Origin of the sequence: Flavitalea sp., assembly GCF_035489435.1 — a bacterium.
Classification (GTDB): domain Bacteria; phylum Bacteroidota; class Bacteroidia; order Chitinophagales; family Chitinophagaceae; genus DATHKG01.
The window spans coordinates 24,007-48,938 of record NZ_DATHKG010000051.1 but is presented as its reverse complement, the minus strand read 5'-3'; the positions used below and the strand labels follow the sequence as shown (position 1 = coordinate 48,938).

Annotated in this window: 24 protein-coding genes; 13 read left to right on the top strand and 11 right to left on the bottom strand. The window is 42.2% G+C overall.

Translation table 11 applies throughout. From position 1 onward, the window contains the following. Positions 1–68 precede the first annotated feature (68 nt). Positions 69–2,567, top strand: coding sequence for an outer membrane beta-barrel protein (locus tag VK664_RS08225; RefSeq protein ID WP_461398158.1), 2,499 nt, complete (start codon positions 69–71; stop codon positions 2,565–2,567). A gap of 99 nt (positions 2,568–2,666) precedes the next feature. Here the strand turns inward: VK664_RS08225 and VK664_RS08220 are convergent, their stop codons facing one another. The 3 genes from VK664_RS08220 to VK664_RS08210 all read right to left on the bottom strand — a co-directional run bounded on the left by VK664_RS08220 (position 2,667) and on the right by VK664_RS08210 (position 3,913). Further along, on the bottom strand, positions 2,667–2,879 hold the full coding sequence (locus tag VK664_RS08220) for a copper chaperone (protein ID WP_461398157.1): 213 nt from the start codon (positions 2,877–2,879) through the stop codon (positions 2,667–2,669). Positions 2,880–2,913: 34 nt separating this feature from the next. Continuing rightward, a complete protein-coding gene (locus VK664_RS08215) occupies positions 2,914–3,273 on the bottom strand; it encodes a hypothetical protein (RefSeq protein WP_461398156.1) in 360 nt (119 codons plus the stop codon). A gap of 61 nt (positions 3,274–3,334) precedes the next feature. After that, positions 3,335–3,913 (bottom strand): RNA polymerase sigma factor, encoded by a 579-nt coding sequence (locus tag VK664_RS08210; RefSeq protein ID WP_461398155.1) that lies wholly within the window; start codon positions 3,911–3,913, stop codon positions 3,335–3,337. A gap of 190 nt (positions 3,914–4,103) precedes the next feature. Here VK664_RS08210 and VK664_RS08205 point away from each other — a divergent pair, with 190 nt between their 5' ends. From VK664_RS08205 to VK664_RS08190, 4 genes are all read left to right on the top strand, one after another. Then, positions 4,104–4,712: an NAD(P)H-dependent oxidoreductase gene (locus VK664_RS08205; protein WP_461398154.1), complete on the top strand. Its 609-nt coding sequence runs from the start codon at positions 4,104–4,106 to the stop codon at positions 4,710–4,712. Between the two features lie 3 nt (positions 4,713–4,715). Then, positions 4,716–6,659: a monovalent cation:proton antiporter-2 (CPA2) family protein gene (locus VK664_RS08200; RefSeq protein WP_461398153.1), complete on the top strand. Its 1,944-nt coding sequence runs from the start codon at positions 4,716–4,718 to the stop codon at positions 6,657–6,659. 71 nt (positions 6,660–6,730) lie between these two features. Then, entirely contained in the window at positions 6,731–8,176 is a 1,446-nt protein-coding gene (locus VK664_RS08195) for a RapZ C-terminal domain-containing protein (RefSeq protein WP_461398152.1), read from the top strand. 17 nt (positions 8,177–8,193) lie between these two features. Beyond that, positions 8,194–9,108 carry a lysophospholipid acyltransferase family protein gene (locus VK664_RS08190; RefSeq protein WP_461398151.1) on the top strand — a complete coding sequence of 305 codons (915 nt, stop codon included), beginning with the start codon at positions 8,194–8,196 and terminating at the stop codon, positions 9,106–9,108. On the opposite strand, the gene VK664_RS08185 is transcribed toward VK664_RS08190, so the two are convergent. The 5 genes from VK664_RS08185 to VK664_RS08165 form a co-directional block, all read right to left on the bottom strand. Continuing rightward, entirely contained in the window at positions 9,105–9,353 is a 249-nt protein-coding gene (locus tag VK664_RS08185; RefSeq protein ID WP_461398150.1) for a hypothetical protein, read from the bottom strand. The genes VK664_RS08190 and VK664_RS08185 overlap by 4 nt on opposite strands. 151 nt (positions 9,354–9,504) lie before the next feature. Continuing rightward, positions 9,505–10,911, bottom strand: coding sequence for an MBL fold metallo-hydrolase (locus VK664_RS08180; protein ID WP_461398149.1), 1,407 nt, complete (start codon positions 10,909–10,911; stop codon positions 9,505–9,507). Positions 10,912–11,019: 108 nt separating this feature from the next. Continuing rightward, positions 11,020–11,373, bottom strand: coding sequence for an ArsR/SmtB family transcription factor (locus VK664_RS08175; RefSeq protein WP_461398148.1), 354 nt, complete (start codon positions 11,371–11,373; stop codon positions 11,020–11,022). Positions 11,374–11,503: 130 nt separating this feature from the next. Further along, the gene (gene tsaB / locus VK664_RS08170; RefSeq protein ID WP_461398147.1) at positions 11,504–12,208 is read right to left on the bottom strand and encodes a tRNA (adenosine(37)-N6)-threonylcarbamoyltransferase complex dimerization subunit type 1 TsaB; all 705 of its coding nucleotides are present in this window, start codon (positions 12,206–12,208) and stop codon (positions 11,504–11,506) included. Positions 12,209–12,229: 21 nt separating this feature from the next. After that, positions 12,230–12,886 carry a 3-hydroxyacyl-CoA dehydrogenase family protein gene (locus VK664_RS08165; RefSeq protein WP_461398146.1) on the bottom strand — a complete coding sequence of 219 codons (657 nt, stop codon included), beginning with the start codon at positions 12,884–12,886 and terminating at the stop codon, positions 12,230–12,232. A gap of 33 nt (positions 12,887–12,919) precedes the next feature. Between VK664_RS08165 and VK664_RS08160 the strand changes: the two genes are divergently transcribed. Further along, positions 12,920–13,300, top strand: coding sequence for a RidA family protein (locus tag VK664_RS08160; RefSeq protein WP_461398145.1), 381 nt, complete (start codon positions 12,920–12,922; stop codon positions 13,298–13,300). Here the strand turns inward: VK664_RS08160 and kbl are convergent. Beyond that, on the bottom strand, positions 13,284–14,495 hold the full coding sequence (gene kbl, locus VK664_RS08155) for a glycine C-acetyltransferase (protein WP_461398144.1): 1,212 nt from the start codon (positions 14,493–14,495) through the stop codon (positions 13,284–13,286). The two genes, VK664_RS08160 and kbl, sit on opposite strands and share 17 nt — an antisense overlap. Before the next feature lie 132 nt (positions 14,496–14,627). Between kbl and VK664_RS08150 the strand changes: the two genes are divergently transcribed. The 5 genes from VK664_RS08150 to VK664_RS08130 all read left to right on the top strand — a co-directional run bounded on the left by VK664_RS08150 (position 14,628) and on the right by VK664_RS08130 (position 18,523). Further along, positions 14,628–14,831, top strand: coding sequence for a hypothetical protein (locus VK664_RS08150; protein ID WP_461398143.1), 204 nt, complete (start codon positions 14,628–14,630; stop codon positions 14,829–14,831). 139 nt (positions 14,832–14,970) lie between these two features. Next, positions 14,971–15,456, top strand: a complete 486-nt coding sequence (locus tag VK664_RS08145) for an RNA polymerase sigma factor (protein ID WP_461398142.1) — start codon at positions 14,971–14,973, stop codon at positions 15,454–15,456. A gap of 1 nt (position 15,457) precedes the next feature. After that, entirely contained in the window at positions 15,458–16,780 is a 1,323-nt protein-coding gene (locus tag VK664_RS08140) for an anti-sigma factor family protein (RefSeq protein WP_461398141.1), read from the top strand. Positions 16,781–16,808: 28 nt separating this feature from the next. Continuing rightward, complete coding sequence (locus VK664_RS08135) at positions 16,809–17,633, top strand: outer membrane beta-barrel protein (protein WP_461398140.1); 825 nt, start codon at positions 16,809–16,811, stop codon at positions 17,631–17,633. Positions 17,634–17,968: 335 nt separating this feature from the next. Beyond that, positions 17,969–18,523 carry a L,D-transpeptidase family protein gene (locus VK664_RS08130; protein WP_461398139.1) on the top strand — a complete coding sequence of 185 codons (555 nt, stop codon included), beginning with the start codon at positions 17,969–17,971 and terminating at the stop codon, positions 18,521–18,523. A gap of 330 nt (positions 18,524–18,853) precedes the next feature. Here the strand turns inward: VK664_RS08130 and VK664_RS08125 are convergent, their stop codons facing one another. Both VK664_RS08125 and acs read right to left on the bottom strand, forming a co-directional pair. After that, on the bottom strand, positions 18,854–20,509 hold the full coding sequence (locus tag VK664_RS08125) for a serine hydrolase domain-containing protein (RefSeq protein WP_461398138.1): 1,656 nt from the start codon (positions 20,507–20,509) through the stop codon (positions 18,854–18,856). 110 nt (positions 20,510–20,619) lie between these two features. After that, complete coding sequence (gene acs / locus VK664_RS08120) at positions 20,620–22,533, bottom strand: acetate--CoA ligase (RefSeq protein ID WP_461398137.1); 1,914 nt, start codon at positions 22,531–22,533, stop codon at positions 20,620–20,622. Positions 22,534–22,789: 256 nt separating this feature from the next. Here acs and VK664_RS08115 point away from each other — a divergent pair, with 256 nt between their 5' ends. Both VK664_RS08115 and VK664_RS08110 read left to right on the top strand, forming a co-directional pair. Then, positions 22,790–23,155 (top strand): hypothetical protein, encoded by a 366-nt coding sequence (locus VK664_RS08115; RefSeq protein ID WP_461398136.1) that lies wholly within the window; start codon positions 22,790–22,792, stop codon positions 23,153–23,155. A 165-nt stretch (positions 23,156–23,320) separates the two neighbouring features. Then, positions 23,321–24,904 (top strand): SulP family inorganic anion transporter, encoded by a 1,584-nt coding sequence (locus VK664_RS08110; protein WP_461398135.1) that lies wholly within the window; start codon positions 23,321–23,323, stop codon positions 24,902–24,904. Positions 24,905–24,932: the final 28 nt, after the last annotated feature.

Sequence of the window (24,932 nt, the reverse complement as noted above, 5' to 3'; positions counted from 1 at the left end):
TGATGTTTTTGACCCCGGATGTTTGTAACATCAGGCGGTCATTTGCAACTAATTGTGAAATCAGATATATGAAGCGTTATCAATTCCTGTTCATCTTGCATTTATGCTGTGTGTCGGCTGCATTTGCACAAGTAACACCAGGACAATCAACAGGACAGGCAGCACCTGGCCAGACCATAAAGGGGAATATTGTTGATGAACAATCCCGGCCTTTACCAGCAGCTTCTGTGATGTTGAAGAAAAAGGTCGATTCTGCTGTCGTAAAAATTGCAGTAAGTGACAAGGATGGTAATTATTTATTCGAAAATATCAGTCCGGGAAGCTATTTCCTTAATACTTCTTTTGTTGGATATGCCCAGCATTTTTCAGATCCTTTTGAAGTTTCTGCCACAGCTCAAAAGGCTTTGACCCCGATAAAACTTTCGAAAAATACCAGCGATCTTAAAGCAGTAGAAGTAGTTGTTAAAAAGCCAATTGTTGAAATCAGGGCAGACAAAACCGTACTCAATGTAGAAGGCAGCATCAACGCAGTAGGGCAGGATGCCCTGGAACTACTGAGAAAGTCGCCGGGAGTGATGGTTGATAAAGACGATAACCTTTCGCTAAGCGGTAAAAATGGTGTCCAGGTTTATGTAGATGGAAGACCCACCCCACTTGCGGGTGCTGACCTGGCGGCTTACCTGAAAACACTGCAGTCCTCATCAATCGAAGCAATTGAGATCATTACCAGCCCATCAGCTAAATATGATGCCGCTGGTAATGCCGGTATTATCAATATAAGGTTAAAGAAAAACAAGGCTTATGGCACAAATGGTTCTGTAAATGCAGGATTTAACCAGGGCATTTATCCAAAATATCTTGGAGGTCTCTCATTAAATCACCGCAATAAATACATAAATTTTTACGGTAATTATAATTATAACCATTCAAAGAATGAAAGTTGGATGAACATATACCGGTTGCAACTGGATACTTTGTTTGATGGCAGTTCAACCGGCCAGTTTAGAAATAACTCGCACAACTTCAAAGCTGGTATCGATTATTCATTAAATAGCAGGAATACCATTGGTGTGATGTTTAATGGTAACTATGCCGATATTCAGTTTAATAACAATTCCAAAACGCCGATTTCATATGTTCCGACCGGGGAAGTGGTAAAGATCCTGGCTGCACAAAATAATTCCGAAGGTTCCCGCAATAGCACCAATTTCAACTTCAACTATCGCTATGCAGACACGGCCGGGAAAGAACTGAATGTTGACGCAGATTACGGCATGTACCGTATCATGACAGACCAGTTACAACCCAACATTTATTTTGACCCGGTTACCGGCAACATGATCTCTTCAAGGATTTATAATATGCTTTCACCCAGTGATATTAATATCTATACCCTGAAGGCCGATTATCAGCAAAATCTCCTGAAGGGAAAACTGGGTCTTGGCGGTAAGGTATCTTATGTTAATAGCGTTAACGATTTCCAGCGTTTTGATGTATTGAGTTCTGCAAAAAAGATGGATACGCTTCGCAGCAATGCATTTGAATACAAAGAAAATGTAAATGCTCTTTATTTGAATTATGACAGGGCTTTCAAAGGCTTTATGATTCAGTTGGGTTTTCGTGTGGAGAACACAAATATTGAGGGCTATTCAAGCGGATTCCGGCAGGATGGAACCGGTTACATGAAATATGATTCCACTTTCAACAGGCATTATACCGACCTGTTTCCCAGTGCAGGTATAACTTTCAATAAAAAACCAACAAGCCAGATCGGTATAAGATATAGCCGGCGGATTGACCGCCCGGCTTACCAGGATCTGAACCCATTCGAATTCAAGATTGATGAGTATACATTTCAAAAAGGTAACACTACTCTCAGGCCCCAATATACAAACAGCATTTCGGTTACCCATACCTATAAGTATAAACTGAATACCGTGTTAACTTATAGTCATGTAAAAGACGTATTCACTTCACTCATTGATACAGCTGAAAAATCAAAGAGCTTTATTTCCAAATCAAACCTGGCCACCCAGGACATTGTGAGTCTGAACGTCAGTTATCCATTGCAGATTAAATGGTTCACAGCTTTCGCAAATTTGAATTCTTATTATACAAAATATAAGGCGGACTTCGGGCCCGGACGTACCATTGATCTTGATGTGTTTGCCATGAGTATTTATATCCAAAACACAATTAATCTTGGAAAGGGTTGGACCGGTGAACTGACAGGATATTATAACTCACCATCCATCTGGCAGGGAACTTTTAAAAGCAAAGAAATGTATGGTGTTGATGCCGGGATTCTGAAAACTTTATTAAAAGGCAAGGCAACTGCTAAAGTATCTGTCAGCGATATTTTTAAAACGATGCGGTGGGGAGGTATCAGTGAATTCACCGGTCAATACATAAGTACCAGGGGTGGATGGGAAAGCCGGCAGTTAAAATTAAACTTTACATATCGTTTTGGAAATACCCAGGTGAAGGCTGCACGTCAACGCAAAACAGGAACTGAGGATGAAAACAAAAGGGCTGGAACACAATCATCAACAGGAGTGAATAATTAAGAAAATTTTTATTGATTGAAGGTCACTGTCAGGTTGAACAGTGACCTTCTTCAATTGTATCCGTTGAAAAGAAACTTTTAGAATGATTGAATTAAATTCTCATTCCAGCTCCTTGCAGTAATAACCTATGTTGGTAAGTGCTTCCTCAACTACCTGTGGTGCGAGATTGCTTGATTCAATCCGAAGCACTTTATCCCTGTCTTTCAAATCAACATTCCAGCGCCTGACGCCGGGAATCTTTTCAATATGACTCTCTGCTTCCGAGATATTTTTTTTATACCTCAGATTGGTTTTGAAAACAAGTATATCCATACTAAGGTATTTAAAGATGACAAAAAGGACTCATTCAATTAGTTGACTCACTCTCTTCCGAACTTTTGCTCCAGGGGGCCCGGCATCGGTTACGCAGATCCTGCTTGAAAGCTTCCCTTTGTTCAGGAGTCATGTCCTGCAGCTTTTGATTCATCCGTTCTTTCCATTGCTGTCTTTTATGCTTCCAGCCGCCATGAAACCCGCTGAAAAGTATCTTCGATAAAATCAGCAGACCCAACGCCTGCCAGAAAGTGATGGGATTGATTCCTGTGACCGCTGCGGGCAAAATCATATTCCAAAGGGTCATCACAATAAATGAAACCAGGGCAGCTACGGCTACAACGCAGACAAAAATCAACACTGCTTTACTTCCTCTTTTCATACCTGAATGCATATAAATACTTTTAATAATTGGTGGCCTAATCGATTGGTGGCCTAATTGATCTTTTAAAAACTTAGAGTTTCAGAAGCTCTTCCCTCATTACCTGCAGTCTTGCACGAAGATGAAGAACTGCATATCTTTTTCTTGATAACAATGTATTGATGGGGACTCCCGTTCGTTCAGCGATATCTTTAAAAGGAATGCCATCCATTTCATTCATCATAAATACTGATCGTTGTTCTTCCGGCAATTCAGCCAGGGCAGCGGTTAATTCCTCCCAGAATAAACTCCTGATGTAATCAGTTTCAGGATTTTCATTTTCTTCGGTAAAAATATCAGTCCAGTCAAAAGTCAGTTCACCGTCTTTGTCAGGATAAATGTCTTCCAGTAAATCCGGTTTATGTTTGCGTTTGCGATCAATTATTTTATTCCGTGCAACAGTAAATAACCACGAGGTCACCTGGTCAATAGGCTGTGTGTTGCCGATAAACTGGTAAAAAACGTCCTGCAAAATATCTTCAGCATCAGCTTCATTTTTAACCCTCTTGCGGATGAACCCAAGAAGGCGTTTGCTGTAAGCGTTGATAGTCTGAGTGATATTCGATTTTTGGGTCGCTGTCATGCCGCTTGGTATCGTCATAGCCTCATACATGTATGATATGGTTGACGATTAATAGAAAGGGATATTTTAAAAGTCCGTAAAAAATTTCAGGCCGTTGCCGGTTTCGGCCAGCAAATGTCCAGGTCCAATAACGTTCAAACCTAATATAATCTTTATTATTTCCAGCCGGGATATTTTCCGATGCGGAAGTAGTTATTTGTAATTTGCAGATTATTCTAATATGGCTAGAGTGTTGATTTTATTTGCCCACCCTGCTTTTGAAAAATCAAGGGTTCATAAGGCTATGGTTAAACAAGTGCTGAAAGTAGAAGGCATCACTTTTCACGACCTTTACGAGTCTTATCCTGACTTTGATATTGATCTTGACAGGGAGCAGGAACTTTTACTGCAACACGATGTTATAGTTTTTCAGCATCCATTTTACTGGTACAGCTGTCCTGCTATTCTAAAGCAGTGGGAGGACCTTGTACTGGAACACGGATGGGCATATGGCAGGGGAGGCACCAAACTGAGTGGCAAGATTCTTTTTAACGCGATCACGGCAGGAGGAAGAGAAGAAATTTACCAGGAATCCGGATATAACCGCTTCACGATAAAGCAGTTGCTTGTTCCATTTGAGCAAACGGCGCAACTATGTAAAATGATATATCTGCCGCCATTTGTCATTCATGATACGCACCGGATGAATCCTTCTTCAATAGAGCTTGGCGCTCTGAGATATAAACAGGTGATCGAAGATTTCAAAAATGATAAAATCATTCAAAAGGACCTGCAGAATCTGAAATATCTCAATGAAATTATCCCGGCTCCTTCAGAACTAAAAAACTAGAAAATGGATCAAAAAGATTTTCTTTTCCAGGCAATGATTTACCTGGCCGCGGCCGTAGTGATGGTCCCGGTTGCCAAAAAACTCGGTCTCGGCTCTGTACTCGGATATTTGTTAGCAGGCATTGTTATCGGTCCGGCTTTTCTTGGATTTATTGGGCAGGAAGGACAGGATCTCATGCATTTCGCTGAATTCGGTGTAGTGATGATGCTTTTTCTGATCGGCCTTGAGCTTGAGCCGGAATTATTATGGAAACTGCGCAAACCGATTCTGGGCCTGGGGGGTTCACAGGTGGTTTTAACCACAGCTGTTGTTACGATGATAGCCATGTTATTTGGCTTCGCCTGGCAGCCTGCACTGGCAATCGGCATGATTGTGTCGTTGTCTTCAACGGCGATAGTTTTACAGACCCTTAACGAAAAAGGATTGATGAAGCTGGCGGCAGGCCAAAGCTCCTTTTCGGTACTTCTTTTCCAGGATGTGGCTGTAATTCCAATGCTTGCTTTGTTTCCCTTACTTGCAACTTATGTTCCGCCGGAAGTGGCGGACGCGGAGCATCACACAAAAACACTGGTGGATGGATTACCCGGCTGGGGACATACGCTGGTAGTGCTCGGTTCCGTAGGAATCATTATTCTTGCCGGAAGATACCTTATCAAGCCACTGTTTCGCATTGTAGCCAGGACCCGGTTAAGAGAGCTTTTTACCGCCTCCGCATTATTGTTGATTGTGGGTACGGCGGTGTTGATGACACAGGTTGGTCTTAGCCCCGCCCTTGGTACTTTTCTTGCCGGTGTGGTACTTGCTAACAGTGAATACAAACATGAACTTGAAAGCGATATTGAACCTTTCAAGGGACTCTTCCTGGGCCTTTTTTTTATTGCGGTAGGTGCCTCGATAGATTTTGCATTAATCCTCCAACAGCCGCTGACTGTATTTAGCCTGGTTGCGTTACTGATAATAGTGAAGGGATTGGTGCTTTACTTACTCGGCAAAATTTTCAAACTCGGCACAGATCAAAACCTGATATTTTCTTTTGCACTCAGCCAGGTGGGCGAGTTTGCTTTCGTATTGTTTTCATATTCGTTAACTGAAGGTATCCTGCCGAAACCAACTATTGATATCATGATTGCTGTTGTTGCAATCAGTATGGGCCTCACACCGCTGCTTATGGTCCTCAATGAAAGATATGTTCAGCCAAGAATCGGTTCATGTACGGAGGTGCCGGTTGATAAGTTACCTGATAACATTGACGAAAAAAATCCGGTGATCATTGCAGGTTTTGGAAACTTTGGCAGCACCGTTGGCAGATTTCTAAGAGCACACAAAATCGGAACAACTATTCTTGATATTGATTCTGACCGTGTGGACCTGCTAAGAAAAATGGGTTTTAAAGTGTATTATGGAGATGCATCGCGGTACGACTTGTTAGTGTCGGCTGGTGCAGATACGGCCAAACTAATTATCATAACACTTGAACCCCCTGATAAAAGGCTTGAGATGATCGAGACGATCAAAAAACACTTTCCAAATCTTCGCATGCTGGTGAGAGCCCAAAATCGTTTTGATGCTTATGACCTGATGAATGCAGGTATGCTCCATGTTTACCGCGAAACGATTGATACCTCCGTTCGCATGGGGGTTGACGTGATGAAGCTACTAGGCTACCGTGCTTATACCGCGCAGCGTGCCGCCCGGACCTTCCTGAAAATTGATGAGAAAAACCTTAGGAAACTTTCAGCTATCCGTGATCCCGATCAATATATACTCGCCGCGAAAGAAAAAATTGAAGAACTTGAACAAATAATCCAGGCGGAACGTGGTGATCTGATCCTGCAGGAAGACGGCGCCTGGGATGAAGAAAGCCTCATCGCTGAAATGCAGGAAAACGGCGTCAGGTTGTTAACATCCTCTGCTCCTGAACCCGGTTCGCAAGAGAACGGTTCCTGAAATCACATTCCATATCTTTGCCGGCTGCTTCGAAATAAGCTGTGTATTTATTCGTTAACGGTGCCTTACTTATGCAAACTATTATACAGGACATAAAAGATCTGTTCGCAACGATCAGCCAGGAAGAAATTACATCGCTTGAAAAAATTCCCCAGTCGGGCAGCGACAGGTTTTATTTCCGGTTGATTACTCCTTTGCGTTCATATATAGCAACTTTTGGGAAAAACATCCGGGAGAACAATACCTTCATAAATTTCAGCAAACATTTTCGTCTGGCTGGCAGCCCGGTTCCGGAAATTTTTGCAGTGAATGAGTCGACCACAATTTATCTGCAGGAAGATTTTGGTGATGTATCCCTTTTGAATGTGCTCGAAGCAGAAGGGCACGGTGAAACTGCTTATAAGTTTTTTCAGAAAAGTCTCAGGAAACTGGCCGAAATTCAGATTTTCGGTGATGCAAATCTCGATTATAGCATATGCATTACGAGCCATGAATTCGGCAAGCAGGCTATCATCAGCGACTTGTTATATTTTAAGTATTATTTTCTTGACACCCTCGGGATTGCTTATGACAAAGAAAAGCTGCTCGATGATTTTGAGGCGCTCGGTACTTATCTTACTTATGTAGATTATAAATATTTCATGTTCAGGGATTTTCAAAGCCGCAATGTAATGGTGAGTCGTGATGAAGTTCATTTCATAGATTACCAGGGCGGTATGAAAGGCGCACTTCAGTATGATGTTGCTTCGTTGCTATGGCAAGCCAGGGCCGAATTGTCTAACGAGTGGAAACTCAGCCTGCTTGATTATTATATGGATTGTGTGGAAGAGATCCTTAGCACCACCATCGATCGTGCGCGTTTTGTAAGCCAATATAATGGATATGTGATGATAAGGCTGCTGCAGGTACTCGGCGCCTATGGTTTCAGAGGTTTATTCGAGAGAAAGGCGCAGTTCCTCACCAGCATTCCTCTTGCCCTTCGTAACCTTAAGTGGTTTGTAGAAGATAAGAGAATTGGAATCGGTCTTCCTGAATTTGAAAGACTGCTTGGCATTATCGTGGAAGATGAAATCATCAGTCGTTTCGAGCCGATCCAGGCCACTGAAGAAACCCCGCTGGTTGTAAGGATCAGTAGCTTCTCATACAAAAACGGGATTCCGATTGATGCCACTCCAAATGGCGGTGGATTTGTTTTCGACTGCCGTGGGATTTTAAATCCTGGCAGACAGCAGGTATTTAAAAGCCAGACCGGGCGGGATAAGGACGTTAAGGATTTCCTGGAACAACAAACAAAAATGCCGGATTTTCTCAACGGTGTATTTACGCTAACAGATATAGCCGTGGAAGATTATATCAAACGTGGTTTCAGTAACCTGATGATCAGTTTTGGCTGTACAGGTGGCCAACACCGTAGTGTATACGCTGCCGATGCCCTGGCGCGGCATCTCCGGAACAAATTCCATGTCAATATCATTCTTAATCACATGGTCCAGGACGAAAAAAAATGGATAAACTAGGCGTATAACTATTTCACATGTACTATCTTATTTACGGACCTATATACCTGCTCTCCCTTTTACCACTGCGTGTTTTATATGTGTTGGCAGACTTTGTATATGTGGTGCTCTATTACCTGGTGGGATATCGTAAAAAGGTGGTGATGAAAAATCTTGAGACTGCTTTCCCCGAAAAAACAGAAGCTGAAAGAAAACGGATTGCAAAGAATTTCTATAAAAATTTTGTTGATACTTTTATTGAAACCATTAAACTACTTTCTGCCAGTAAAGATTTTTTATCCCGTCATCTTACAATAAAAAACGGGGAGTTGATTCAATCACTTTACAACCAGGGCAAACGTGTGCAGGTTCATCTTGGACACAACTTCAACTGGGAATACGGCAACGCTGCATTCGCAGTGTTTACCCCTTACCCCTTTCTTGGTGTTTACATGCCAATCACAAATAAGAACTTCGACCGGATGTTCCGTAAACTTCGTTCAAGATTTGGCACCATACTTATCCCGGCTACGGATATGCGAAAAGCCATGCTGCCCTACAGGAATGAAGTTTATCTACTGGGCCTGGTCGCGGACCAGGTGCCCGGGGATGTTCAAAGGGCTTTTTGGATAGATTTTTTCGGAAAGCCTGCACCTTTTACGAGAGGACCAGAAAGAGGTGCCAGGGCGGGTAATATTTCCGTGGTGTTTGCTCAAATTTATAAAACAAAACGAGGGCATTATATTACAGAATTCAGCTTAGGTGTTGACGACCCTGCTTCCCTGAAAGAAGGAGAACTGACTAAACACTATGTTCGTTTCCTGGAAGAAGTTATCCGTAAATATCCTGACATGTGGCTTTGGAGCCATCGTCGTTGGAAACGCGACTGGAAGCCCGAATACGCCGGGAACTGGATTGGCGACACACCTCCTCCTTCTTCTGATTTATCCTAATTTTCAAAACGGGAGATAACCTTACGGAGAATCCTGATCTGGTTGCAGATCTCTGCGATCCGCAGCGGATGATCCAGGATATTTAAAGCTTGCAATTCAAGTTCAAGTTCGGTGATTCTCCGGGCATAATATTCCTTTTCGTCAGGATTGCAATCAGAGAGACTTTTGCGTGATTTTTGCTTCGCGGTAATTGGCCCCTGGTATAGTGGTAATGCGGTTTTTAATGCGCGTGTTGTGTACCTCATAGTATGGTTTTCAATTCATGAGCGGCACTTAATAAGCAAATGCTTCATAGCCTGAGCAAATTAACTGAATACCATACTAAAAGACTAGAGTATAAATTCTAAAACTTCGTAAGTACTAATACTTATTCATATCATGTACTTATCAAGCGTGTCAGTTAAGCACGCTTTTATCTTTTGCGACTTCAATCTTTTGTTGATCCTTGATAGCCGTCCATCCACCAACAATATTGCGGAGATTATGTATTCCCTGTCTTTTAAGCAAAGACGCGGCAATAACACTGCGGTAACCGCCGGCACAATGCACATAAAGATTGTGGTACTCCTCGATGTTCGCCATGCTGGCGGGATTGCTCATTTCATTCAGCGGAATATTCATAGCACCGGCAACATGACCATCAGCAAACTCTGCCTCCCTTCTAACGTCAATTACAATAAGGTTATCATCGAATGGAATATCCATGGCAAGTTCATCTGCTTCAATATCGATGATCAGGTCAATGTCATTGCCACCTGCTTTCCAGGCTTCAATGCCCCCTTCCAGGTAACCCATCATTTTAGAGAAACCCACGCGGGCCAGACGCACTACCGTTTCTTTTTCCTGGCCTGGCTCTGTCACCAGCACCATTGGTTTATCGAAAGGAAGCAAACCACCGGCCCATTCTGCAAAGCGGCCTTCAAGCCCGATGCTGATTGAACCAGGAATAAATCCAAGGGTAAACTCTTCAGCTTTTCTTGAATCCAGGACAATTACTTCTACCTGGTTTTTCCATTCTTTAAAAGCAGCCACAGACAATGGGGTGAGCGCAGTATTCAAAACTCCTTCAAGACTATCATACCCTTCTTTGTTAATTCGTGCATTGATTGGAAAATACTGTGGAGGTGCAGTAAGGCCAGACGATACAGAAGCAATAAACTTTTCTTTTGTCTGGGGCTGGAGTGCGTAGTTAGACAGTTTCTGTTCTCCTATCGTACTAAAAGTATCGGTACCAATATTTTTTCCGCAACTACTGCCTGCGCCATGGGCCGGATAAACTATCACATCATCTTCCAGGGGAATAATCTTGTTGTTTAATGACTCATAAAGCATCCCTGCCAGTTCTTCCTGGCTCAGGTTACCACTGCTAAGATCGGGGCGACCAACATCACCCACAAAAAGAGTGTCACCGGTGAAAATTGCATGTTGTTTACCGGATTCATCTTTTAACAAATAACAGGATGATTCCAGCGTATGGCCGGGTGTATGAAGCACTTCAATACTCACTTTACCAAGCTGGAAGATCTCGCCATCTTTGGCCAGGTGAATCGGGAACTCCGTTTCAGTTGCCGGTCCAAAAACGATAGGAGCTCCGCTTGCTTTACTAAGGTCAAGATGACCACTTACAAAATCAGCATGAAAATGGGTTTCAAAAATATATTTGATGGTAGAATTTCTTTCTTGCGCCAGCTGCAGATAGCTATCAATATCTCTCAGGGGATCGATCACGGCTGCTTCTCCCTCACTTTCAATATAATAGGCTGCCTCACTCAAACAGCCTGTGTATAGTTGCTTAATAAACATGATGCAAATTTAATAAATTAAAAAGTCAAAAGTCAAAAGTGCCAACCCCCGGCGGCTTATGCCACGGATTTTAACTTTTGACTTTTGACTTTTTGTTCTTTTAACTAATCAGGCATTTAAATCTTCCACACATTTCATGATGTGGGAAACCCGGTCAGTACTGACCGAATAATAAATGAACTTGCCGTCACGCTCGGTCTTCACAATTCCTGCCCTTCTCAGGATCGCCAGGTGTTGTGATGCTACAGATTGTTCGAGACGCAGGCGGATGTAAATCTCTGTGACCGTAAGCCTTTTGTTTTCATCGATTAGCTTAACGATCTGCTGACGCAGTTTGTGATTAAGTGCCCTTAGGATCATGGCTCCTTTCTTAAGATTTAGAAAGTCCACTTTCACGGGGCTACCTTCTCCGGACTCTGCATTCAACACCATCGAATAATTGGTGGTTGTAGTTACATTCATGAGCACATCAGAGCTTTTTAAGATTAAACATACTACTTAGCATTGGCTCAGTAGAACAAACTTAGAATCGGCAAATTTAATATGTAAATCTTAAATGCAAAGGTCAAAACTGATTAAAACTTATAGTTGCTTAATTTCTTTTATAAGTGTAAACTTCCTTAAGATAATACGGGGGAACATAGGCCAGATCAGCGAAAACCTTGCCTACGTACGATTGGTAGGATAAATATGCGAGATTAAAATATGCATAATCCCATTTTAGGAAATGGGCATTTTGATGCACGTTCAGGCGTTTCCACTTATCACTCCCGCTTCCAAAAAAGCCAATCTCGCGGTTTATCAACTGATCTGCATATGCAGTTTCGTCGAGTTTGAGTGCGATCGGAGGAACTATTTCCGAAAGATCAGAGTCGAAAACGGCCGTAAATACTTCCTCCCTTCTTGCGTCTATCATGGGAGCATAGTAAAGCGAAGACTTTGGCCCTACCGGATTGAAGTCCAGCGCTGTATATTTTGAATTCACCATCGACCAAGCCATCACTCTAAGGGTATTTTCAGTGATCAGAGGGATAGACAATGCATAAGCAAGTCCTTTTGCCGATGCCATTCCAACCCTGATGCCGGTATATGATCCCGGACCAGCAGTGACCGCGATTGCCTGCAGCTGCTTTAACTCAGTTGAGCTCTCTGCGATCAACTTAAGAATAGCCTCATGGATCCACGAAGCATGGTCTTTCTGATCTGTATTTATCAGCTTGCCTACTTCAAGGCCATCATTACCGATTGAAATGGAAGCGATCTCTGTTGAAGTGTCAATATTAAGAATGAGTGCCAATCTTGGATAGATTAAAATTTGTTATTTGTTTGCAAAGACGGGATCGGTTGAGTTAACTTCTTTAACGAGTTCAGCCGAAATCTCATACCGGTTATTCCTGACCTGTAGTGATCTCAGTAATCTTAATATCTTTCCAGCTCCGACTTTCGCCGCCCATTCGAATGGTCCATAGGGATAGCTTGTACCCAGCCTCATGGCTATGTCTATTTCTGATCTTGAGCTCAAACCTTCTTCCAGTGCGAAAAATGCTTCATTAACTATCATGGCGATAACCCGGGGAGTGACCATTCCTGGTAAATCCGGTACCCGGATATATTGCCAACCCAGCTTTTCAGCAAGAGATTCTACCCTGGATAATAGCTGATCTGTAAAGGCTAGTTCAATGATTTCCCTTTCTAGCATACCGGGCCATGAATTGATGCGGATAAAACGATCGTCTCCAATGGTAGCAAGGTTATCATTCACGCCTCCAATAAGTACCGTTTTTGGCAGTAAAGCGCGGAGTTTAGATATCCTTTCGACATCCATTTCGAATTTCAGGTCGAAATAATAATCTGCTTCAACCATTAAAAGAGAACTCAGTGAATCCGGCCAGATATACTCAATACCATCTTTTGTACTATTCTTTCCCAGAATTTCCGCTTTTAACTCTTCATCTGCAAGAACTGCGATCAACATGATAAAATATTTTAAAAGACATAAATTTGGTCAATGGAAAAGAAGATCATCGAAACCAAACAAGCACCAGCGCCAATTGGTCCCTATAGCCAAGCTGTTCAGGCAGGAAACCTGCTTTTTGTTTCCGGCCAGGTAGCTATCAACCCGGCAACCGGAAATGTAGAAGCGACAGACATCAAAGCTGAGACAATCCAGGTCATGAAAAATCTCGAAGCTGTATTGACGGAGGCTGGTTACCAGTTTTCAAATGTTGTAAAAACTACCATATTCCTCAGTGACATGAACCTTTTCGGCGCCGTCAACGAGGTCTATGGAAGTTTTTTCAGCAGCAATTTTCCCGCCCGCGAAACTGTAGCAGTAAAAGGCTTACCGAAAAATGTAAATGTTGAAATCAGCGTTATTGCGTCAAACTAGCCGGCGAACCGGTTAAAACTTTCAACTCCTTTCCAACTTTTGTGAAAGCAGCGATAGCCCGGTCAAGGTGTTCCTTCTCATGAGCGGCACTTAACTGAACCCGGATCCTTGCCATGCCTTTTGCAACCACGGGAAAGAAAAAGCCGATAACATAAATGCCTTCTTCAAGCAGTTTTGCAGCAAAGTTTTGTGCAACCACCGCATCGTATAACATGATGGGAACTATCGGGTGATCGCCCGGTTTGATGTCAAAACCTGCTGCGGTCATATTCAGGCGAAAGTATTTTGTGTTTTGCTCCAGCTTGTCTCGAAGCTCTGTTGTTTCGCTCAACAAATCCAGTACGGCAATAGACGCTCCGACTATGCTAGGTGCAAGGGTATTGGAAAAAAGGTAGGGTCTTGAACGCTGGCGAAGTAACTCAATAACTTCCTTCCGGCCACTGGTGAATCCACCTGAAGCGCCACCTAAAGCCTTACCCAATGTGCCGGTAATGATGTCGATCTTTCCCATTACTCCACGATATTCATGGGTTCCCCTCCCGGTTTTTCCTAAAAATCCGCTCGAATGGCATTCGTCAATCATGATTATTGCATCGTATTGTTCTGCCAATACAACAATTTTATCCAACTGGGCGATGGTTCCATCCATACTAAAAGATCCATCTGTGACAATAATCCGGCTCCGGGCTTCCTGGGCTTCTTTTAATCTTGATTCCAGGTCCTCCATATTGTTATGTTCATAGCGGAAACGTTTTGCCTTACAAAGGCGCACTCCATCAATAATTGATGCATGGTTCAGCGAGTCGGAAATGATTGCATCCGGTTCACCAAACAACGGTTCAAACACACCACCATTCGCATCAAAGGCTGCAGCATATAAAATAGTGTCCTCTGTTCCAAGGAAAGCGGAGATCTTCTGCTCCAGCTCCTTATGTATGTCCTGGGTTCCACAGATAAATCTTACGCTACTCATACCATAACCCCGGTAATCGATATATTTTTTTGCAGCTTCCAATACCTTTGGATGAGAAGACAGGCCCAGGTAATTATTTGCACAAAAATTCAAAACCTTCTTACCATTAACAATAATTTCAGCTCCCTGCGGAGATTCTATGATTCTCTCAGTCTTAAATAATCCATTAGACCTGATTTCTTCCAGTTCGGCCGATAGCCTGCTTACCAGATTTTCATTCATAATTTTATCGTGGTTTCGTACGAAGGTAAAAGATTGTTGTCACAGGTTGTTCCTGGCCGTCACACAAAAAACTTTAGTAATAGTGTAACATTCACTGGAAAACCTCGTCATATATTTGAACATCGAAATTTTATGAAAAGGAATTTACTGATACGTTTTATGGTGGTAAGTTTCGTTGCGGTTTGCAGCCTTGTTTTTATCCAGACCGGTATAAACAAGCAAATCGCTGAGGATCAATGTAATGACGAAATACCCTTGACCACAAAAAAAAGGGTTTCAGGTGAATTTATTATCCTGCAATCGGTTACACGTTATCTCACAGCTGGCTACCATTAAAACCTGGAAAACAAAAAATACCTTATGGCTCCCCCGGGAGCCATTTTTTTTAAAAATAGTTCTTCGGTTTTGTAACTTTCGGTCTCATTGTACGTACAACTTATATAACTGCCTCAATAATGCCAGTCAAGCACTGTTTATGACAGAAAAAGAGTATAATCAATGTGTTAACGAATATGCGGACAATGTGTTCCGTTTTATCATGAAAAATCTCCGGCATGAGGAGGACTCGCGTGATGTAGTGCAATCGGCTTTTGAGAAGATGTGGATCAACCGGGCGGATGTGGACAATGCAAAATGTAAAAGTTACCTTTTTACGGTTGCCTATCACCAGATGATAGATCATATCAGGAAGGCAAAAAGAATCACGCTGAAAGATGAATTCAAAGAAGAATCGAGGATTTACGATAAACCGGTTCAGAATACAAAGAAAATACTGGAACAGGCTTTAGGACGATTGCCGGAAACACAGCGATCATTGGTTTTGCTGAAAGATTATGAAGGTTACTCCTATGAAGAGATTGGAAAAATAACGGGACTCAATGAGAGCCAGGTAAAAGTATACCTGCACAGAGCAAGGATCCAGTTAAAGAATTATTTGGTAAGTCCCGAAAATGTAATGTAACATGAACATCAATCGTGATAACTACGAAGAATTTTTTGTTCTCTATATAGATAAAGAACTCAACCCGGCCGAACGTGCTGCAGTTGAAAACTTTGTTAAACAAAACCCTGATCTGGAAAGAGAAATGGAAATGCTTGAGCAAACCATTCTGCCACTGGATGAAATGGAGACATTTGGTAACAAAGATGTTTTATTCAGAAAAGAAAACGAACCGGTAAATGAATTGATCAATGAATTGAATTGTGAAGAGTTTTTTGTTCTGTACGCTGACAATGAACTTAACAATAATCAAAATGCACTTGTAGAAGAATTTATCTATCGCCATCCACAATACCAGGAACATTTCGAACTTATACAACAGGTAAAATTTCAACCTGAAAAACATATTGTGTTTCCGGACAAATCCATACTGTACCGGTCAGAACATGATAATAAAGTAGTACCAATGTTTTCCAGGATGCGTTCCTGGAAAATGGTTGCAGCTGCGGCAGTGCTTTTGATGATTGGTGGCACTCTATGGTATGCTCTAGATAACACAACAGGAACCGGAAATGATTTAAGTGGTGTAGCTTCCAATAATCAATTGCCTTTGAAACCTACCGTTATTGATAGTGTAAAGAAACCTACCGAACAACAGTCAACGCTAACCGACAATAATGCAAAAGAAAGGAAGGAAGTTTTACCGGCCACCATTTCAACAGAAAGCCGGATCAATAAATCCCCGGATTTAGCTTCCACTAATGGCCATGATAAGAAAGACGCATCAAAACCAGCAAAGTTAAATGATGCTGAGTTGAAAAAGCTGGTCGAAAATAGTGGTCAGTCAACCGAAAAAGCATTCGCCCAGACACCATCAAAAAAAGATAACAGCAAAAGTAACATTATCAGCATTCCAAACGTAACACAAGAGAACGCGGGCACGAAGATTGAAGGTTTGAAAAATGAGAGCACGAATAAGAACAATGGTCCTAAAAAAGATGGTTCTGACAAAGCTGATGGATTGAATAAAAACATTGACAAGGGAAATAATTCAATCATTGTTCCGGAAAAACCAAATAAAGATGAAGTGATGGCGATGGTTGAACCGGAAAATAATAATTCAAAAAACAAGGTGGCCATTGGACCTGTAGAACTGAAATCAGATAATGTGTTTACAAGAATGGCTAATGAAAACGACGAAGAATTCGAACAATCAAATAAGAAAAATAAAATGCGTGGTATTTTTAGAAAAGTAACCCGCGTCTTCGACAAAGCTACGAACAGGGAACCCTCAGAAAACAGACGAGATGTTCGCATAGCAAGCTTTTCCATCGGTCTCAAATAAATTCAAAAAACATAGTAAAAAGACAAACATGAAAAGGATAATTATACTCCTGACCGGGATAACTATGGGTATATCAGGCATAGCTCAGACCGATTCCACTACGAAAACGCCTGATACCATTAAGATTGGCACAATGATCATTGTGAAAACACCTGGGGACGAACCCGGCGATAAAGAAAAAACCCGGATCTATCACAGGAAAGAATATAAGCCTTCTGCGGTCAGCACAAACTGGCTGGTACTTGATCTCGGCTTTGCCAACTACGATGATAAAACTGATTATGCCGCTTCTTTTGCCAGCGGGTTTACAGGCGCCGGTGTAGGTAAAGATCAATTGAAACTTCGCACTGGTAAATCCGTCAACGTTAATATCTGGCTATTCATGCAAAGATTAAACATGGTAAAAAATGTTGTGAATCTGAAATATGGTCTCGGACTTGAATTGAACAACTATCGTTATAGTGAACCTGTGCTTTTTGAAACAAGTCCGACACAAATCGTGATCGACAACAGCACAAACTATTCGAAGAATAAACTCGCAGCAGACTATGTTACCATTCCAATGATGTTAAACTTCAACTTCACACCAAACAAACGTCGCGGCTTTGGTTTAAGTGTGGGTGCAAGCGCAGGATACCTGTACTCAAGTCGTCAAAAAACCATCACAGATTTAGAAGGCAAGGAAAAGCTTCGTAACGATTTCGATCTTCGCAAATGGAAAATTTCTTATATCGGGGAATTGCAACTCGGACCAGTAACTCTTTATGGTTCCCTGGCAAGCGAAAGTATGTTTGAAAAAGGCCTGGATCAAACACCATATAACTTCGGACTCAGGCTTTCCAGCTGGCATTAAACATCAGAATAAATTCAGAATAAAATGCTGAACAGGATTCTGAATAAATATGAGCGCCTGTATGAAGAATGTAGAAAAATAATTGAGATTTCAAATAGCTCAACTCCCAAAACAGAAGAAAATCATAATTAAATAAAGAAATCACAAAAAAAAGTGCGTCTGTTGACGTGCTTTTTTATTTTTGAAGAGTCTGTTAAAACTTATCCCCTTTAAAAATAAAGAAACCATAGAAACGTTTCTTCTTTAACCCACAAAATTCGATAAGCCGTGTTAAATAATAATCTATCACTAAATTTTTAAACTATCGCCTGGTCTTTACTTAAACCATGGTTATTATGAAACGCAAACTTCTTTTCGCCATCCCGGTCATTGTGGGGATTTCTTTGGGTGCCTTCAGATCTGTTGAACAACGTTTAATTAAGAAAAGACTTTTTCGGAACGGACCGACGGGTACGGTATACCTTGTTGTAGACAAGACGGACTATGAACTGAAAGTATATGATGACGAAGGTTGGTACGCAACTTACCCCGTTGTATTTGGAAATAAGAACCCTGCCGATAAGATGATGGAAGGTGATCGTAAAACCCCCGAAGGCAATTTCAAAATCATCTCTAAAAGAAGACATGAGAAATGGCATAAAATGCTGATGCTTGATTATCCTAATAAAGACAGCTGGGCAAAATTCAATGAACGTAAGGCGAAAGGCATGATACCAAAAGGCTCAAAAATTGGTGGGGGCATTGCTATTCACGGTACCTGGCCCAACGATAATATTGTGGTGGATGATTTTACAAACTGGACAAACGGTTGTATCGCTTTAAAAAACGACGACCTTGACGAGCTGGAAGGTTTTCTGCCCGTAGGCACACAGGTTTCTATCCAAAGATAAGATAAGCGATTAAGGATCAACGTCTTATTCCCCGAATTTTATACTATACAGTAAGTGTTAACTCTTTGGCCCCCGCTTGCACCGGGGGCTAACTTATTGTATCTTTCCGGCAGGCCAAGGAACGAAAATTCAACAGAACGAAAGTTTAGATGCTGAATTCAGCGGCCCTATTAATCCGGAGACAAATAAAACCATACTGCATTGTAATTGAAAACGGCAATGCACCGTCTCTCTATGAAAACCCCACAAATTCCAGCCAGTGGGGTTTTTCATGTATTATAGCTTTGTTTTATAGCTTTGTTTTATAGCTTTATTTTTCATGTATAATAGCTATTTCGATAATGGCGATAAAGCTCCCATTCTAAACTCCTGGATTAATGCCGGGTTCTCGGGTGACAAGGTAAAATACACCGGGATCGTACCATTTTCAGCGTTAATGATAAACTGCCCTCTTAGTTGGTTCCCGGCACGTACAGGACTAACCGAAGTAATTTTTCCCGCAGCCTTATAAGCGAGCCGGCTGTATTTAAGCAGCGAATCTACCGGGTTATCAGGAAAAAAATTTTCCGCGAAGATGCCGCTTGCAGCTGCGTTTTGCCAATCCGGGAAAAGCGCTACCAGTTCATTTTTTCGTTGTTCCAGGATGTCGGAAGCGGGCAAAATACGTCGCTGAAGCCCAGCCCTTTTTACTAATGTGTCGAGAATATGAGGATTGATTCGTGCTGCGCCTGCATAGGTCCGGTTAGCCAGGGTAATGATGCCGATTCCATAATCAGGCATTATTCCCCAATGAGAGCCAAAACCCGGAAGACCGCCGCTATGGCTGATTACCGTTTTGCCTTCGCAGTCCTGCATCCATCTAAGTCCATAACAATAAGCTGTGACAACAGGGCAATTCCGGCCATCTGCGTAACGGTATTGCAAATTCATGGCGTCAAATCTCCAGGGATGATGCATCTCGCGCAGAGAACTTCTTCTCATGATCCCTGATTCCGGGAGATTTGAGGCTGGCCAGGCTTCCAGGTGAACAGCCAGGTATTTGGAAAACTCATCAACCGAACTGATCAGCGCACCCATAGCCCCCCAGGATCCGTCAGGCTGATCATGTAGCAACTCTTCTTCATTCCATTTTTCATTTAGCCAACGGTAACCATGCGCTAGTTGCGGGGGCGGAATATTGGCATATTCATAACCCGAGTTTTTCATTCCCAGCGGCACAAAAATCTCATCATGAATATATTGCTGGTAAGGCCTGCCCGAAACCACTGACACAATCTTGCCGAGTAATGCAAAACCGAGATTACTGTACTCATAACTCACTCCGGGTGGGTTCGAAAATGTAATTTTTTTGTTCATGAGATCAGTCAAATCCTTATCAGTATCGGCTAGCTGCCGGTCACCCCAAGGGTTGTCTTCGGGGAAACCGGCGCTATGGGTGAGCAAATGCCGGATCGTGATTTCAGGCGCATCAGCTGTAGCATATTGTTGAAGGTCCAGGGCCGGGACATATTTTGCAGCCTTATCTTCCAGCGATAGCTTCCCTTCATCGCGCAGTTTCAGGATAGCCATTGCCGTTACACTTTTACTCATCGAAGCTACCCGGAACATGGTGGATGAGGTGACCGGTATCTTTTTGCTGATATCCGAAAAACCAAAATTTGCGGTATGAACCAATTTTCCATCTACAACAATGCCATAAGCCAATCCTGGTATATGATTTTCTTCAATAAATTTTGTTAGCATACTGTCCGCTGCAGGATATGCATTTTTAAGTTTTTCTAACCTAGCCTTATCCTCAAAATAAGCCGCTTTGTAGTTCATATTGCTGCGCGGAGCTTTACTTACCGGCACTTGTGAATTCGGATTATTGCAGTAAGCAAAACCAACTGCGCCAACCAGGGTAATACCCGTCCACTTGATTATGGGGAAGGAAGGACCGGCTTTCAGGACTATAACGATCTTAGACTTAATACCGATAAGAGTCATCAGCAAACTGTTTTAATATTGTTTGTATCAATAATTTCTCGCTCTGCCCGGTTATTTTTCTCTTGTCAAAAAGTACATAGCTCCCTATAAACTATGGGTGATATTAGAAATCATAATTTACCTTCTGCAATTACTTTTACAACTCCCGGATCAAGCAGGGTGGAAGTATCACCCAGGTTTTCTGTTTCTCCTTCGGCAATCTTCCTCAGTATCCTTCGCATTATTTTACCGCTTCTTGTTTTTGGCAGGCCGGTTACAAACTGAATTTTGTCTGGCCTGGCGATAGGTCCGATTATCCTGGTGACTGTGAGGGAGATATCTTTTTTTGTGAGTTCCGCATCATTGTGCAGGTCGTTGAAAATAACAAATGCGTAAATACCCTGCCCTTTAACGTTATGAGGGTAACCGACTACTGCGCTTTCAACAACCCCGGCGTGCATATTAATAGCATTTTCAACTTCGGCTGTACCAATACGGTGGCCACTCACGTTCAAAACATCATCTACACGGCCTGTTATCCGGTAAAAACCATTTTCATCCCGAAGGCAACCATCTCCGGTGAAATAGAGGTTCTCATAAGATGAGAAATAATTCAAACGGCATCTTTCATGATCTCCATAGGTTGTTCGCAATATACCTGGCCATGGGAAGCGGATGCAAAGATTGCCGCTTACATTATTTCCTTCCAGCACTTTCCCATTCTCATCTACCAGGACTGGCTGAATACCTGGTAATGGCAAGGTTGCAAATGTCGGTTTCGCCGGGGTTACACCAGCGATATTTGAGATCAGTATCCCGGCAGTTTCAGTCTGCCACCAGGTATCTACAATCGGACTTTGTTTTTTACCAATGTTTTCATCGTACCAATGCCAGGCTTCTTCATTGATGGGTTCTCCAACTGTTCCCAATACTTTTAGTGAACTGAGATCATGACCTTTGAGGGGTTCAAGTCCGAAGCCCATCAGTGACCGGATAGCGGTTGGAGCAGTGTATAGGATATTCACCTTGAATTTATCGATGATCTGCCAGAACCGGCCTGCATCGGGCCAGGTTGGGATCCCTTCGAACATCAAAGAAGTAGCGCCGGCACTCAGCGGTCCATAAACGATATAACTATGACCGGTGATCCACCCAATATCCGCTGTACAGAAATGAATATCCCCGGGTTTGTACTGGAACACGTTTACAAAAGTGTAGTTGGTATAAACCATGAAACCTCCGCAGGTATGAACAACGCCTTTCGGTTTGCCGGTAGAGCCAGAGGTATATAAAATAAACAACATATCCTCGGCATCCATCTCCTCGGCAGGACAATCGGGATTGCCCTGTGTTTCAACTTTTCTGATTTCATCTTCCCACCAAACATCACGTCCTTTGATCATGCTGACCGGTGTTCGTGTTCGGGTGAGAACAATCACTTTTTTAACAAATTTGCATTGAACCAGGGCATCGTCTATTACGCCTTTCAGGGGGATCTCTTTATTGCCCCTGAATGCACCATCGCAGGTTATTACGAATTCAGCCTGGGCATCCTGCAATCTGTCTGCAATACTCTGGGCACTAAAACCGCCAAAAATCACTGAATGGACCGCGCCAATCCTGGCACAGGCAAGAACGGCTATCGCGAGCTCCGGAACCATTCCCATATAAATACAAACACGGTCGCCTTTTTTTGCGCCGATATTTTTTAAAACATTTGAAAACTGGACTACTTTATTAAAAAGCTCGCGGTAGGTCAGCATCCGGTAATGTTCTGCCGGATCATTAGGCTCCCAAAGGATTGCAGGAGTATCTGCTTTTTCGGCCAGATGACGGTCAAGGCAATTTTCAGTGATATTTAGTTTACCCCCTGCGAACCATTTGATATCGGGAGTTGTAAAGTTCCATTGGAGGACTTTATCCCATGGTTTGCGCCATTTAAAGGTTGAAGCGATCTCACCCCAGAACCCTTCCGGATCGTTTACACTTTTTTCGTAGGCGTTTTGGTAGTCTTCCGGAGTTTTTAACTGATAAGAATAAGACATAACTGGTTTCAGATTTTCATATTAAAGCCCTACTCCACAAGGAGTAACATCAGGCGGTAAATTAGCCCAATAAAAAATATCAGCAAAAATGTGACAGGTATTGAGAAAAAATGTGACAGGTATTAAGAGTAAATGACGTCTTAGTCTGGGGGTGTGTAATTGATAGCTTTGAAGATGATAAGCGTTTTTATTGAAAAATTATTAAAAAAATGTTAACGGATTCCTTTTCCGTTCTTTGAAGACTATATTTGCAGCGATGATATCACAGAAAAATAAATATCAGAATAATTCATTAGGCAGGTCGCTTCTTGCTGTGGTGATGATATTTCTGTTACTTTTTCTGACGACAGCTAATTTTTTCTTCTTCTCAGTAGATTCGAAATCGTCATATTCCCTTATGTCCAACCAGGATGATGAATCCGAGGCGTTTCCTTGTTCACCATCAGGGCCAGACGAAAAAGCACCGGGCGGACCAGTTTCGTTTTCAGAAGAATACATCCACGGTCATCTTGAAATCAGTGATTTTTTACTCAGTAACCGATTGTTCAAACACCTGATCACAGCATCAGAAAAAATTGAACTTATCCATTTCGAGTTACTTTCTCCTCCTCCCGAATGTTAGTTCTCTATTAAGGATTTGTGTGCCCATACATTGAGCACATTGAATGACTATTTTACAATTGCACATAGTGATCACATTGCATAAGCTTTAAGCAAACCTTAAACCCGCAGGGTTATTATTACCATTTCATAATTCATAACTCATAATTCATAACTCTCTTACGCTATGTCTAACCAAGCAAAAAATTATTTACGTTCATTTGGATCCGATTTCCCGGCTTCCGTAGTAGTGTTTCTTGTAGCACTGCCTTTATGCCTTGGAATTGCGCTGGGCTCAGGCGCACCATTATTTTCCGGTCTAATAGCCGGTATTGTGGGTGGGATAGTAGTAGGGTCATTAAGTGGCTCTCAGTTAAGCGTAAGTGGACCGGCCGCCGGGCTCACCGCCATCGTGGCTATAGCAATAATAAAACTTGAAGCTTACGAAGTCTTCCTGCTTGCTGTAGTAATCGGTGGTATCATTCAATTGCTGCTTGGCTTTCTGAAGGCGGGTATATTAGGAGATTATATCCCCTCAAACGTAATCAAAGGGATGCTGGCTGCTATTGGTTTGATCCTCATATTGAAACAGATCCCGCATTTTGTAGGTTACGAATCAGATTTTCAGGGCGATGAATCTTTTGAACAGAAAGACGGAAAGAATACTTTTTCTGAACTCTACTTTTCAATCAAAAACCTTTTGCCTGTGGCGCTTATTATAGGTGTCGTCTGCCTGGGGATACAGATATTGTGGGATAAGTTACTTGTAAAAAAATTAAAATTTCTGAAGCAGGTTCCATCTCCCCTGATCGTAGTTATTGCCGGAACGCTGATCAACGAGTATCTGAAAGTATCAAAGCCGGAGATTGCTCTTACTGCCGCGCACCTGGTAAATATTCCGATGGCCGAGTCGCCGAAAGAGTTTTTTTCGTTTTTTACCTTCCCTGATTTTAGTCATCTTGGAAATTTTACAATCTGGACAACGGCGCTTACTCTTGCCATTGTTGCCAGTCTTGAAACACTGTTGAACGTGGAAGCATCTGATGAGCTTGATCCGCTTCAACGTGTTACTCCAACAAACAGGGAATTAAAAGCGCAGGGAGTGGGAAACATTATTTCCGGTTTGATTGGTGGATTACCCATCACTTCAGTGATTGTAAGAACCTCAGCCAATGTTAATGCCGGCGCAAAAACAAAGTCATCTACCATCATGCATGGTTTGTTATTATTGTTATGCGTGGCGTTAATCCCCGCTTTATTAAACCGGATCCCGTATTCTTCGCTTGCAGCTATCCTGATTTACACCGGATATAAACTCACAAAGGTTACATTGTATGCTGAATATTTCAGGAGAGGCTGGGATCAGTTTGTACCATTTGTGGTTACTGTACTTGCTATCCTGTTTACAGATCTGCTGATAGGAATTCTGATAGGTTGTTGCGTCGGATTATTTTTTGTTATGAGAAGCAATTTCAAATCAGCAGTCTTTGTGGTTAATGACAACAAAAATTATCTTTTCCGATTGAGGAAAGATGTGTCTTTTCTTAATAAACCAATTATTAAAAACAAACTCGAACAGGTTCCCGAGGAGTCTTTCGTTTTAATTGATGCTGCAAGGGCAGATTTTATAGACAAAGATGTAATTGAGGTGATAGAAGATTTTATGAAGCGTGCCCACCTGAAAAACATTAAAGTGGAACTTAAAAAAAGTGCTCATAAAGAACAGGGTTTCGGAGATCCGAAATTCGCTTCGGCCTCATCGAAACATTGATTGCTATAACAAGCCCGATTTAGTCGTT